The organism is Delftia sp. WSY_16 (genome assembly GCF_043104415.1).
Taxonomy (GTDB): domain Bacteria; phylum Pseudomonadota; class Gammaproteobacteria; order Burkholderiales; family Burkholderiaceae_C; genus Comamonas; species Comamonas tsuruhatensis.
The window spans coordinates 88,194-100,165 of sequence record NZ_JBICKS010000040.1; the positions used below are offsets into that span (position 1 = coordinate 88,194).

Sequence of the window (11,972 nt, forward strand, 5' to 3'; positions counted from 1 at the left end):
AATAAAGGAAATTTGACAGAAATGAGTGGTTGCAAGCAGGCGAATAATCCGCTGTCAGTGTCCAAGCGGGTTTCTGATGTTTGCTGTGCCAAGAGTCCCCATTTGATTTCATGGCCTGCACGAGGTCAATCAAAGAAGTCGCCCGCAGATCATTTTCAGAATTTTCCTTAGGACAATTCCTAAAATCAGGTTTGAAATGCCAGGTGAATAGAGATGCTGCCAATGAGCGTTTGGTCCCAGGCAGCGCCATTCGCCATGGGCGGTATTCACGGGGCACAAGCGCAGGCTGCCCGGCTCGGCCACGGGCATTTGCGGTGAAGGAGGCGGGGAGAGGTGGTCCGTACCGCCGCTGCGCTTGCGGGCAGGCTGTTGGACCGGGGTATGGGCTAGGGACTTATCGTGCCGAATGCTTGCAGACGAGGACTCAGGGACCGGGTGTCAGCGCATCGGAAGCCTTGCAGGCGCTGAAGGCCGCCTGCCGGAGGGCGCATGCCTCAAAGATCCAGTCCGAGATAACGCGTGCCCGGCACGGGATTGAAGCTCACCGGTTCCGCATCCACAAAACCCAGGTTTTCATACAGCCGCTGCGCAGCCTGGAACTCGGGCAGCACGTCCAGGCAGATGCGGGTGTAGCCCGCATGCCGTGCGGCGTCCAGGATGCCTTCCACCAGGCGGCGCCCCAGGTTCTCGCCGCGTACCGTGGGGCGCACGTAGACGCGCTTCATTTCGCCTGTCTGCGCATCCACCTGGCGCAGGGCGGCGCAGCCCACGGGCTGGCCGTCTTTCCAGGCCAGCAGCACGCAGCCCTCGGGTGCGGCGTACTTGCCGGGCAGGGCGGCGAACTCGGTCTCGAAGTCCTGGAAGTCCAGGCTCACGGTGGGGCTGGCCACGTATTCCCGGAAGATGCGGACCACAGCGTCGAGGTCTTCGGGAAAGTGGGCGGGGCGGATATCGGTCATGGGGGCAAGGGGTCAAGCCCTGTTCAAGGGCGCTGCTCAGTTGGAATGAAAGCGCACAAGGATAGGGCAAGACGCCCGGGCCGCCGCCGATCCGCTACAGCATGGGCACCATGCCCAAGCACAGGGCATCGTCGTGCGCCAGGCTGGCAACGGTATAGCCCGCAAGTCACTCCTTCAGGGGCGCCTGTTCAGTGCTTTCGCACCTGCCGGTTTGCCTGGAGATCTGTGCTCCAGCTTTCAGGCATTTGTCTTTCTCCACATGGTTCAGGATCAGCGGCGCCAGCCACGCTGCCAGCAAGGCAAGCGCCGAGGGCAGCACGCCAAGCACCCACAGCATCCACTTCGCCTCACGCCGGAAATGCCCGGAGACTCCTGCGTTGGGCGATGCGGGATCTTTCATGGCGATGGCTCCGCTCAACTGCACAAGCGCAGATTGGTGCGCGCAGCCTTGAGCATGGGCAGCACCACATCGGCATCGGTGGGTGGATAGGCCTCGCGCAGTTCCTGATCCGTCTTGCCGGCTTCCTCGGCCAGCGGGGCCAGGGTCTGGCGGCAGGCGGCTGCGTCGCCCGAGCGAAGCTGCGCCAGCGCCAGGTCGTTGCGCAGCCAGCCCTTGGTAACGCCGGTCAGCACCTCATCGCAGTCCTGCAGCACCGGCGCCAGCGTGGTCAGCGCCAGGCGGTAGTCCTTGGCGTCGTACGCGCGCTTGAAGTTTCTGCGCGATGCGGCAATGGCCTTGTCCGTGCAGCCGGGTGTGGGCCGAAGGTAATCGCCACCGAACCAGGCCCGCATGCCGCAGAAGTCCCGGCATGCCTCGGCGGTGGCCGTGTCGACGCCTACGCGCTGGCCTGCAGGCGTGAAGTCCACGGCGCAGGCCGAATTCGCCATCCTGGCCCGGCCGTTGGTGATGGTGCCTTCCAGCTCACAGGTATGGCCGTTGGCACCGACGGTCTGGATATGGAACTTGCCATTGGCCCGCACCACCAGATCGCCACCCCCGCCCTTGCGCACATAGGTGCCTGCTGAGGGCGTGGTGATCTGTGCGCAGGCCAGGCCGATGTGGCAGGTGAGGACCAAGGGCGACAGGCGGAGCAGGCAGTTGGTGAGTTGCATGGGCAGGGCTTTGGATTTGCGGCGTGTACGAGGGCGCAGGAATTGCAGCGAGTGTATCGATCAAGGCCGTTTTGCATGGCGGGTTCGTTTGTCTGCGGACGGTACGGCGCCGTGCCCAGCTACAGTGATCCAGAATCTTGCAGCTCACCATGGACACTACAAAGCACATCAATCCAGACCACTATCTGGAAACCGAACAAGGGCGCCTGTTCACCCCGGAACGCAGTGCTGCCGCATGGGAGTTGGCGTACCGGGACTTGGACAAAGCACTGTCTGCCAGCTCGCCCGCGACCAAGCTCTATGTGGTGGTGGGGGTGCAAGCTGCAGGAAAGAGCAGCTGGATTCAACAGAACGCCGCAGCGTTGGGTGGTGATGCGGTGTTCTTTGATGCCGCCCTTCCGAAGACGGTGCATCGTGAGCGTGCCATTCAGATCGCCAGATCACATGGCGTGCCCGTAGTCTGTATTTGGCTCAAAGCCGATTTGCAGACCGCCTTGCGGAGGAACACGCAGCGGCGAGCCGATCACCAAGTGCCGGAGCAGGCCATTCGCAGCGTGTTTGCCATGTTCGAGCCGCCGAGTGAGCAGGAAGGGTTCGCGGTAGTCCATATCGACGACAACGAGCCGGCCCCCGGGAGCTCCATCCAGCCCATGGGGCCGCGCCAGTTCCCGTCCTTTCAGGATCTCGACCAGCAGGTGATTGTGGGCTGGCGAGCTTGCGAGATGGCGTTGGCCGTAGGCGGCCGCTGGGATATGGATGAATCAGGTCGGCATCACTGGGTACCTGGCGAAGCAGTCTGGAGCCATCCGCAGGTGCCCTATCTCCAGTTCATCGAGATTTGGATCCAACTGATGGACGGACGTGTCTGGTCATTGCTTTCCCGTATCGACGATGGCAGCGGGTTTCACGGCCTGTACCTTGTGACTCCAGAGGCGTCTGAGTCGGGTCCCGGCGTGCCTGCATCCATTGGTTACCGTGACCGACTGCTGGCTGAGTTGCCCTTGGGTCTTGTGCGGATAAAAGACATGCGCCGGGATGCAGATGGCTTTGTCGTGGAGATGTGCATGCACATCGGCCAGAAAGTGGTTCGGTTCCTGTCAGGGGAGGTCTATGAGCGGGGTCAGGGCCTGTTTGAAGTCATAGAGCTTGATGAATCGATACTCGTCCAGATAGAAAGCTAGATGCAGCGAGGCATTGGGCAGCAATCGCTGATGTGCCTTTTGCCGTCGGTATGTCCTGATGTGGAAAGCGCGCAGAGACAGGCTCCTCACAACGCCAGATGCAAAGCCTCCCCCGTCCCCTGCGCAGGCACGGCGCAGCAGATCAGGGCCTCGCCCGCTGGCACGGCGAAGGAGGGTGGCGAGGCATAGGTCACCCCGCCCTGCAGCACACGCGTGCGGCAGTCGCCGCAGCTGCCGCCCCGGCAGCCGAAGGCGGGCTCCAGGCCTCGCGCCTCGGCCACTTCGAGCAGGCTGCCGTCGCCGGGCTTCCAGCGCGCTTCCTTGGCCAAGTCGGCAAAGATGATGCGGACAGGCTGTGTGGCGGGTGCAGGCAGTTTGGCGGCGGGTGCTGCGCCTGCCACGGAGCGCTTCAGGGCCGAGGGACCGAAGGCTTCTGCGTGGATGCGCTCGTCGGGCACATTGCGTTCGCGCAGGCCGTCATAGGCGGCCTGCATGAAGGCGTCCGGGCCGCAGAGGTAGAAGTCGTAGTCGTCCCAGGGCAGGGTGGCTTTCAACAGGGCCATGTCGATGTGGCCCTCATGGTCGTAGTCGCGGCCGGCCTTTGCCGTGCCGGGCTGGCTGAGCGTTCGCACCCAGTGCACCTCGGCATTGCCGGCCTTCACCAGTTCGGCAATCTCCGTGTCAAAGGCCCGTTCGCTGCGCGTGCGAGCCGCCTGGAACAGCCAGGTGGGCCGCAGGCTGCGGGTGCGCCGGCCTTCGTGGACGATGTGGCGCAGAATGGCCAGCAAGGGCGTGATGCCTATGCCCGCGGCCAGCAGCACGGCGGGGCGGCGCAGGGCCGCATCGGCGGTGAAGCTGCCAGCGGGCGGGCGGGCCTCGACCAGATCGCCGGGCTTCAGGCCATGCAGATGGCTGGATGCGCGGCCTTGCCTCTTGACGCTGATGCGCAAGCGCCCGTCCGAAGGCGCCAGCGACAGCGTATAGGTGCGCTGCAGATGGCTGCCGTCCGCCAGCGTGAGGCGCAGCGGCAGGTGCTGGCCGGCCAGGGGGGCCACCGTGGCCATGCCATCGGTCGGCTCCAGGTAGAGCGAGCGGATGGTGGAACTCTCATCCACGGCCTGCGCCACCCGGAACGGTCGCCACTGCCGCCCCAGCCGGGCGGCGGCCAGGCGCTGGCTGGCATCGGCCCAGCTTCCGGTCATCTGCAGGTGGGGCGACCAGCTGTCGGCCGCCATGCTCCAGCGCAGCGGCAGGGCGTCGGGCCGGCGCACGATGCGGCGGGGCTTGAAGGTCCACAGGCGCTCGGCGCCCTCGAAGGCGGCGATTTCCGGGGAGTCAAGGATGACGCTGGCCTCGCCCGTCATCTGCAGCATTTCCCCGGTTTCGGAGTCGATGAACAGCAGGCCCGCCTTGGGATTGACCAGGAAGTTGCCCAGGGTCATGAAGAACAGGTTGCCCGAGAAGTCGGGGATGGTCAGCGTTCCATCGGCGTCGATCCGCACAAAGCCCGGCTTGCCGCCACGGTGGGAGACATCGACCTGGCGCAGGCCATCCTCCCCATCAACGTAGGACGCCACGTAGAACGTATCCGCCTGCGTAATCAGGGCCTGTGCGCGCGGGTCCAGCGATGCCAGTTCGACCGCCGGCACCTGCGTAGGCTCCCCGGCAGGCCGGACAAACCGGACGCTGCGGTTCTGGATATAGCGCGGGCAGTTGCCGAAACTCTGGACCACGCTGATGTCGAAGACGCCCGCCCCATCAACGCCTGTCTTGCGCCGCACGGTGCCGTTGAGCCGGTTGCGCCGGCGCGTCATGGGGTCCATGCCCAGCAGGCCCACGGCATGGCCATCGGCCAGGCCCGGCTCGGCCGGGTCGGCCGCATCACGGCCCGCCGCCACATGCAGGGTCGATGGATCGGGAGAGCGCAGGAAGCCCGGCTCGCCGGCCCGTACCGTGGCCCAGGCATCGCCTTGCGCATCCACGCTGCCCAGCACCACGAAATGCAGCAGCGGGTAGAACTCGCGGTGCTGGTCCAGCAGGAAGGGGCGCACAAACTTGCGGCCCGGCATGTCCATGCGGTCCACGACGCCAACGCTGTGCTGGATTGCCAGTTCGCCCGCATGCCAGGGCGAGGCGGGGTTTTGCAGGGGTTGCGGGTGCATGGTGCGCTCCTTTGCCGGGGTTTCAGGTGAGGTGTGGCTCAGGCACTCAGGCCCGCAGGCCGGCCGGTGTCTGGGCGAATGCCACGAAGCCCGGCAGCGCCTCGATGCGGCCCAGCCAGGCGCGCACCTCGCGGTAGGGTTGCAGGTCCACATTGCCCTCGGGCGCGCTGGCGATGTAGCTGTACAGGGCCACGTCGGCAATCGTGGGCGCGCTGCCGGTGAGAAAGGGGCGAGTGGTCAATTGCGCCTCGATCTTGCCGAGGATGGCGTGGGCGCGGGCTATCACTTCCGCGGCCTGGAAGGAGGCCTTGAACACCGTGACCAGCCGGGCCGCCGCCGGGCCGAAGGCAATGGGGCCGGCGGCGATGCTCAGCCATTTCTGGATCTCGGCCTCGGCCCGGGCGCCCAGGGGCATCCAGTCCTGGCGGTCCAGCTTGCGCGCCAGGTAGACCAGGATGGCGTTGGAGTCGGCAATCACCGTACCGTTGTCATCCAGCACCGGCACCTGGCCCAGCGGGTTCAGCGCCAGGAACTCGGGCTTCTTCTGCGCGCCGTTGGCCAGATCCACGTGGACCAACTCATGCTCCACGCCCAGCAGGCCGAGGAAGAGGCGGGCGCGATGGGCGTGGCCGGACAGGGGAAAGTGGTAGAGCTTCATTGCGGTTCCTTGGGGGTGGTGAAGGCGCCGGTTGTCGGCGCCACGGGACGTATCCTCCTTCTCCGTCCGCATCTTTAGAATCCCCGGCGACGGCAAGTCACTCTTGCGGGAACGCGAACAAAGCGCCGGCACAAACCTGGGCAGTCCTGCGCGGGCCGCTCGCAGCCGGGCAGATACACGACACAGACAAGGCAGGCACAGATGGATCGCTTCCAGTCCATGACGGCATTTCTCGCAGTGGTGGACACGGGCGGCTTCGCCTCGGCTGCACGTCGGCTCAAGGTCTCGCCTTCGGTGGTGACGCGCGCGGTTTCCGACCTGGAGGAGCGCCTGGGCGTGCGCTTGCTCACGCGCACCACACGCTTCGTGCGCGTGACCGAGGCCGGCACGGCCTACGCCGACAGCTGCCGCCGCATCCTGGCCGAGCTGGAAGAGGCCGACGAGCATGCCGCCAGCGCCCACGCCGCACCGCGTGGCCGGCTCACGCTCACGGCGCCCGTGAACTTCGGGCGCATGCACGTGCTGCCCGTGGTGCACGACTACCTGGGCCGGTTTCCTGAGGTGGACGTCAACTGCTGGTTTGTGGACCGCGTGGTCAGCCTGGTGGACGAGGGCGTGGACGTGGCCGTGCGCATCGGCGATCTGCCCGATTCCTCGCTGCAGGCCATCCGCGTGGGCAGCGTGCGACAGGTGCTATGCGCCTCGCCCGCATACCTGGCCAGCCACGGCGTGCCCCAGCGGCCCGAGGAGCTTGCGCAGCACACCACCATCACCGCATCCGGCCTCACCTCCACGCCCGAATGGCGGTTTCTCGAAGGCGACAAGGCCCTGGCCGTGCGCCTGCAGCCGCGCCTCATGTCCATGACCAACGAGGCTGCGGCAGACTGCGCCCTGGCCGGGCAAGGCATCACGCGCCTGCCGCTCTACCAGATCGCCAAACCCGTGCAGGACGGCGCACTGCGCCTGGTGCTGGAGCCCTTCGAGCGGCCGCCGCTACCGATTCATGTAGTGCACAGGGAAGGACGGCACGCCGCACACCGCGTGCGGGCGTTCATCGATATGGCGGTGGATGCGCTGCGGGTGGCGGCGTTGAAGTGGTAGCGGGGCCGAGACTTCGCTACCGCACGGCCGTGGCCTCGACCCAGATCGTCTGCCCCGGATGGTGCTCCTCAATGGTGGACACGGCATCGTCGATCAAAACGCGGTCCTCCAGCGAGTAGGCAAAGCGGCTGAGGTTGGGCCATTGTCGGGCGGCGTAGTCGGCCTCGGAAATCGCATCGCTGCCGCACCAGACGGAGTCATTTTCGGTGGCGGCGAGAAGTGCCTGTGCCAAGCCGGTAGATGTGATCGCCAGGAAGATCATGGGCATGTGGTCCGGATGTTGATGGGTGGACAGTTTGCCTTCGATGGCCAGTCCGCCGGGCCTGCCTGGATCAAACAAAACTAGAATGATAGTCATTCTCGTTATCGATTCATCACCTCCCCCCGGCCATGCCCACCCCTTCCGCTTCCTGGACCGCTGCGCGCTGGCACCAGCTTTTCTGTGCCTGCCAGCAGCAATTGGTGTCCTATCTGGCCGGCAAGACCGGCAGCCGTGATGAGGCGCAGGAGCTGGCCCAGGAAACCTGGCTGCGCCTGGCCGATGCGCCGCCGCAGCTGCCCGATGGCAGCTCGCCCACGCTCGAAGCCGCGCGGGCCTACCTGTTTGCCACGGCCAAGCATCTGGCGATAGACAGGCTGCGCCAGCGCGGTGCGCAGCAGCGCTGCATGGACGACTGGGCGCAATTGCAGCCCGAGGCCGAAGGCGATGTGGCCGACCGAGCCATGTACCGGCAGGCACTGGCTGTGGTGGAGCGCACGATTGCAGACCTGCCCGAGCGCATGCAGGCCGCCTTGCTGGCCCACCGCCTGCATGGCGAGCGGCAGGCCGACATCGCCCGGCGCCTGCAGGTCTCCCTGAACACCGTGGAGCGTGACCTGATGCAGGCCGATGCCTGCCTGGAAGCCGCCTTGCTGCGCTGGCGCGGCGGGGTGGATGCGGGCTTGCAGGCCTCTTCCAGAAAGCGGCGGCGGCGTGCCCTTGGCGCACTGCTGGGCGTGGCCGGCATGGCCTGCGCGGCCTGGCCCGCCTGGCAGATGTGGAGCCGCCGCGTGCTGTGGCAAGGTGAACTGGCCAGCGCCACGGGCGTGCAGCGCAGCCTGGAGCTGCCCGATGGCAGCGTGCTGCGCGTGGATGCCGCCAGCCGCGTGGCGCTGACCTACCGTGCCGACCTGCGACAGGCACAGCTGCTGGAAGGCGCTGCCTTCTTTGCCGTGGCCCGCGATGCGGCACGGCCCTTTGTGGTGGAGGCCGGCCCCCTGCGCGTGACCGTGCTGGGCACGCGCTTTGGTGTGGAACTGGAGCCCGATGCGGTGCGCGTGCAGGTGGAGTCGGGCCAGGTGCGGGTGGAGCATGCGGCCACCGGGCGCAGCCAGTTGCTGCAGGACAGCCAGTCGCTGCGCATTCCCCTGGACGGCGGTGCGGGAGATGCCGATGGCGCTGCCTGGCAGCCGCAGCTCCAGCAACGGCCCGCGGCCTGGCGCGAGGGCGAGCTGGTCTTCGAGCAGGAACCGCTGGGCCGCGTCGTGCACCGTCTGGGCCGCTACACGCGGCGCCGCCTGGTGGTGGAGGAGGGCGCGGCGCAACTGGCCATCAGCGGCCATGTGCGCATTGCCCAGACCGAGCGCTGGCTGCGCGGGCTGCCGCAGTTCGCGCCGGTGCAGGTCAGCGTGCTGGACGACGGCGGGCTGCGGATTGCGCGGCGCGGCGGGCGCGCGGAGCCGTGAAGTTTTTTTCAGGGTTTTTGGGAGTGACTCGTATTTGCATATGAAAGGCCGGGCGTCCTGCCTGTGCCGGCGATTCGCAATGAGCCTGTCTTCCAGAAAGTCCTTATGTCCGCTCCCAAGTCCTCCCGATTCCGATTCCGCCTCCGCCTCCGCCTCCGCCGCACAGCGGTTTTTCATGCATGTGCAGGCCTGGTGCTGGGCCTGCAACTGCAGTTGGCCGCCGCGCAATCGGTGTCCTTCGACGTGCCGGCCCAGCCGCTGGCCCAGGCGCTGAGCCAGTTTGCGCGCCAGGCGGGGCTGCAGCTCACCTACTCCTCCGAACTGGTGCAGGGCCGGCAGGCCCCGGCGCTCAACGGCAGCCACGATGTGCGCCAGGGCCTGGCGGCATTGCTGCAGGGCAGCGGCCTGCAGGGCCGCATCGAGGGCGGCACGCTGACGCTGCTTCCCGCTGCGGCCAACGCGCCTGAGAATGCGCACCGCCTGTCCGAGATCACCGTGACGGCCGGTGACCAGTATGTGAGCCTGCTGCCCGCACCCTACGCCGGCGGGCAGGTGGCCAAGGGCGTGCGCCTGGGCGTGCTGGGCAATACCGGCAACATGCAGGCGCCGTTCAGCACCACCAGCTACACGTCCGAGGCCGTGCGCAACCAGCAGGCCGGCACCATTGCCGAGGCGGTGAACCGCGACCCTTCCGTGCGCTACACCGTGCTGCCGGGCGGCAACGTGGACAACCTCTATATCCGGGGCTTTCCGATCTGGGAGGGCAACTCGGGCGAGATCGCCTTTGACGGCATCTACGGCATTGCCCCCAACTACCGCGTGCGCACCGAATACGTGGACCGCATCGAGGTGGTCAAGGGGCCGGGCGCGCTGCTGTTCGGCATGTCGCCCAACGGCTCGGTGGGCGGCGTGATCAACATCGCTCCCAAGCGCGCCAATGAAGATGTGGCGCGGCTGACCACGGGCTGGACTTCGGACAGCCTCTGGCGTGCCCATGCCGACGTGGGCCGGCGCTTTGGCGACGAGGCCCAGTACGGCATCCGTGTGAACGCCAGCAAGTACGGCGGCGATACGTCCATGGACCATCAAAGCACCGACGGCCATGTGCTGGCCGTGGCGCTGGACTACGAGGTGGAGCGCTTCCGCGCCACGTTGGACCTGCTCTCGCAGGACGAGCGCATCGACGGCGTGGGTCGGCCCATCATGCCCACGGGGCTCTCCTCCATGCCTGCTGCGCCCGACGGCACACTCAACGTGACCCAGCCCTGGGAATGGTCCAGGAATCGCGAGCGCGCCGTGCTGCTGCGCACCGAGCTGGACCTCACGCAGCAGCTCACGCTGTTCGCCAACATCGGCCAGTCGCGCGCCAATGTGGACCGCATCTATGACTCCGCCCCGCGCCTGACCAGTGCTGCGGGTGCCACCAGCATCACGCCCACCTATGCGGTGTTCGACGTGGACCGCAGCACCATCGACGCAGGCCTGCGCTCGCGCTTTGCGCTGGCCGGTGTCAAGCATTCGGTCACGCTGCAGCTGGCCAGCTACCGCGAGGATTTCCACCGTGCGCTGCAGGCGGGCTCGGCGGTGGCGTCCAACATCTATGCGCCTGTTGCCCATGCGCCGCAAAGCATTGCGCGGCCTTCGGCCATTCCGCGCATTCATGACAACCGCAACACCAGCCTGGCCCTGGTGGACACGCTCTCGCTGCTGCAGGACAGGCTGCAACTGTCGCTGGGCCTGCGCCACCAGGCCATCAAGTCCACCAACTACAACGTGCTCACGGGCGGCGCCGCCAATGTCTACGACGAGAGCGTGACCACGCCCGCCGTGGGCGTGGTCTGGCGCCAGGCGCCCAACTGGAGCCTCTACGCCAACTACATCGAAGGCCTGAGCAAGGGCGACATTGCGCCGCCCGCCGCCAGCAACTACGGCGAGGTGTTGCGCCCCTACAAGAGCCGCCAGTACGAAGTGGGCAGCAAGTACGACTTCGGCAGCTTCATGGCCACGGCCGCCCTGTTCAGCATTGAAAAACCCAGCGGTGGCCTGGACCAGGGCGTCTACAAGACCAACGGCGAGCAGCGCAACCTGGGCATGGAGCTGTATGCCTACGGCGAGGCCGCACGCGGCCTGCGCCTGCTCGGTGGCGTGACCTGGCTCAAGCCCGAGATCACGCGCTCGGCCACGCCTGCGCTGGTGGGCAACCGGCCCATCGGCACTTCGCGCCTGCTGGCCAACCTGGGCGTGGAATGGGATGTGCCCGCCCTTGAGGGCCTGACCCTGGTCGGCGACCTGGCCTACACCGGCGCCCAGTTCGTGGACCAGGCCAACCGCCTGCGCATCCCGGGTTGGACACGCACCGACCTGGGCCTGCGCTATGCCACCCGCATCGCGGGCCGCAAGACCACGCTGCGCGCCACGGTGCAGAACGTGGCCGACCGCAAGGCCTGGGCCGGTGTCACGTCCTGGGGTGCCGTCTCGCCGATGATTCCGCGCACCTTCGTGGTGTCGGCATCGATGGATTTCTGAGGTCGGCGCGGTGGCTGGGCGGGCCGCGCTCTATGCTTGAGGCATGAACGCAAGCAAGACCCTGCTGATCGTCTACCACTCCATGACCGGCGGCACCCGCCAGATGGCCGAGGCCGCGCGCGACGGCGCAGCGGCCGAAGGCCAGGGCGTGCAGGTGCGCCTGCTGCACGCCTGCGAGGCAGGCCCCGACGATGTGCTGTCCGCCGACGGCTACCTCTTCGCCACCCCGGAAAACCTGGCCGCCATCAGCGGCCAGCTCAAGGACTTCTTCGACCGCAGCTACTACGCGGCGCTGGACCGCATCAACGGCCGGCCCTATGCCAGCCTCATCTGCGCCGGCAGCGACGGCCAGAATGCCGCCCGCCAGATCGCCCGCATCGCCACCGGCTGGCGCCTCAAGCCCGTGGCCGAGCCCCTGATCATCTGCACCCACGCCCAGACCACCGAAGCCATCCTGGCACCCAAGCGGATTGCCTCAGCTGAGCTGGAGCAGTGCCGGGCGTTGGGGGAGGCGATGGGGGCCGGGCTGGCGCTGGGAGTCTTTTGA

General features: G+C 66.9%; 11 protein-coding genes. 5 read left to right on the plus strand and 6 right to left on the minus strand.

Annotation, left to right across the window (positions count from 1 at the left end; all coding sequences use genetic code 11):
- Nucleotides 1–494 precede the first annotated feature (494 nt).
- The 3 genes from ACF8O7_RS20160 to ACF8O7_RS20170 all read right to left on the minus strand — a co-directional run bounded on the left by ACF8O7_RS20160 (nt 495) and on the right by ACF8O7_RS20170 (nt 2,072).
- Nucleotides 495–959 carry a GNAT family N-acetyltransferase gene (locus tag ACF8O7_RS20160; protein ID WP_043790368.1) on the minus strand — a complete coding sequence of 155 codons (465 nt, stop codon included), beginning with the start codon at nt 957–959 and terminating at the stop codon, nt 495–497.
- A 166-nt stretch (nt 960–1,125) separates the two neighbouring features.
- Nucleotides 1,126–1,359: a hypothetical protein gene (locus ACF8O7_RS20165; protein ID WP_016452903.1), complete on the minus strand. Its 234-nt coding sequence runs from the start codon at nt 1,357–1,359 to the stop codon at nt 1,126–1,128.
- Nucleotides 1,360–1,373: 14 nt separating this feature from the next.
- Entirely contained in the window at nt 1,374–2,072 is a 699-nt protein-coding gene (locus tag ACF8O7_RS20170) for a hypothetical protein (RefSeq protein ID WP_199961511.1), read from the minus strand.
- Nucleotides 2,073–2,221: 149 nt separating this feature from the next.
- On the opposite strand from ACF8O7_RS20170, the gene ACF8O7_RS20175 reads away from it, so the two are divergent.
- A complete protein-coding gene (locus ACF8O7_RS20175; protein WP_280047911.1) occupies nt 2,222–3,253 on the plus strand; it encodes an AAA family ATPase in 1,032 nt (343 codons plus the stop codon).
- A gap of 86 nt (nt 3,254–3,339) precedes the next feature.
- Here the strand turns inward: ACF8O7_RS20175 and ACF8O7_RS20180 are convergent, their stop codons facing one another.
- Nucleotides 3,340–5,415 carry a pyridoxamine 5'-phosphate oxidase family protein gene (locus ACF8O7_RS20180; protein WP_280047912.1) on the minus strand — a complete coding sequence of 692 codons (2,076 nt, stop codon included), beginning with the start codon at nt 5,413–5,415 and terminating at the stop codon, nt 3,340–3,342.
- A gap of 46 nt (nt 5,416–5,461) precedes the next feature.
- Entirely contained in the window at nt 5,462–6,073 is a 612-nt protein-coding gene (locus ACF8O7_RS20185; RefSeq protein ID WP_154834504.1) for a glutathione S-transferase family protein, read from the minus strand.
- A 201-nt stretch (nt 6,074–6,274) separates the two neighbouring features.
- Between ACF8O7_RS20185 and ACF8O7_RS20190 the strand changes: the two genes are divergently transcribed.
- Entirely contained in the window at nt 6,275–7,174 is a 900-nt protein-coding gene (locus ACF8O7_RS20190) for a LysR family transcriptional regulator (protein WP_046987936.1), read from the plus strand.
- Nucleotides 7,175–7,190: 16 nt separating this feature from the next.
- Here the strand turns inward: ACF8O7_RS20190 and ACF8O7_RS20195 are convergent, their stop codons facing one another.
- The gene (locus ACF8O7_RS20195; protein WP_250438517.1) at nt 7,191–7,532 is read right to left on the minus strand and encodes a hypothetical protein; all 342 of its coding nucleotides are present in this window, start codon (nt 7,530–7,532) and stop codon (nt 7,191–7,193) included.
- Nucleotides 7,533–7,564: 32 nt separating this feature from the next.
- Between ACF8O7_RS20195 and ACF8O7_RS20200 the strand changes: the two genes are divergently transcribed.
- The 3 genes from ACF8O7_RS20200 (at nt 7,565) to ACF8O7_RS20210 (ending at nt 11,972) form a co-directional block, all read left to right on the plus strand.
- On the plus strand, nt 7,565–8,899 hold the full coding sequence (locus tag ACF8O7_RS20200) for a sigma-70 family RNA polymerase sigma factor (protein WP_016452896.1): 1,335 nt from the start codon (nt 7,565–7,567) through the stop codon (nt 8,897–8,899).
- 192 nt (nt 8,900–9,091) lie between these two features.
- Entirely contained in the window at nt 9,092–11,425 is a 2,334-nt protein-coding gene (locus tag ACF8O7_RS20205) for a TonB-dependent receptor (RefSeq protein WP_280047913.1), read from the plus strand.
- A 43-nt stretch (nt 11,426–11,468) separates the two neighbouring features.
- Complete coding sequence (locus tag ACF8O7_RS20210) at nt 11,469–11,972, plus strand: flavodoxin family protein (RefSeq protein WP_016446770.1); 504 nt, start codon at nt 11,469–11,471, stop codon at nt 11,970–11,972.

Bases quoted from the DNA above. Each gene is read 5' to 3' on its own strand.
- ACF8O7_RS20160 (WP_043790368.1), bottom strand. From the start codon at position 959: ATGACCGATATCCGCCCCGCCCACTTTCCCGAAGACCTCGACGCTGTG.
- ACF8O7_RS20165 (WP_016452903.1), bottom strand. From the start codon at position 1,359: ATGAAAGATCCCGCATCGCCCAACGCAGGAGTCTCCGGGCATTTCCGG.
- ACF8O7_RS20170 (WP_199961511.1), bottom strand. From the start codon at position 2,072: ATGCAACTCACCAACTGCCTGCTCCGCCTGTCGCCCTTGGTCCTCACC.
- ACF8O7_RS20175 (WP_280047911.1), top strand. From the start codon at position 2,222: ATGGACACTACAAAGCACATCAATCCAGACCACTATCTGGAAACCGAA.
- ACF8O7_RS20180 (WP_280047912.1), bottom strand. From the start codon at position 5,415: ATGCACCCGCAACCCCTGCAAAACCCCGCCTCGCCCTGGCATGCGGGC.
- ACF8O7_RS20185 (WP_154834504.1), bottom strand. From the start codon at position 6,073: ATGAAGCTCTACCACTTTCCCCTGTCCGGCCACGCCCATCGCGCCCGC.
- ACF8O7_RS20190 (WP_046987936.1), top strand. From the start codon at position 6,275: ATGGATCGCTTCCAGTCCATGACGGCATTTCTCGCAGTGGTGGACACG.
- ACF8O7_RS20195 (WP_250438517.1), bottom strand. From the start codon at position 7,532: ATGACTATCATTCTAGTTTTGTTTGATCCAGGCAGGCCCGGCGGACTG.
- ACF8O7_RS20200 (WP_016452896.1), top strand. From the start codon at position 7,565: ATGCCCACCCCTTCCGCTTCCTGGACCGCTGCGCGCTGGCACCAGCTT.
- ACF8O7_RS20210 (WP_016446770.1), top strand. From the start codon at position 11,469: ATGAACGCAAGCAAGACCCTGCTGATCGTCTACCACTCCATGACCGGC.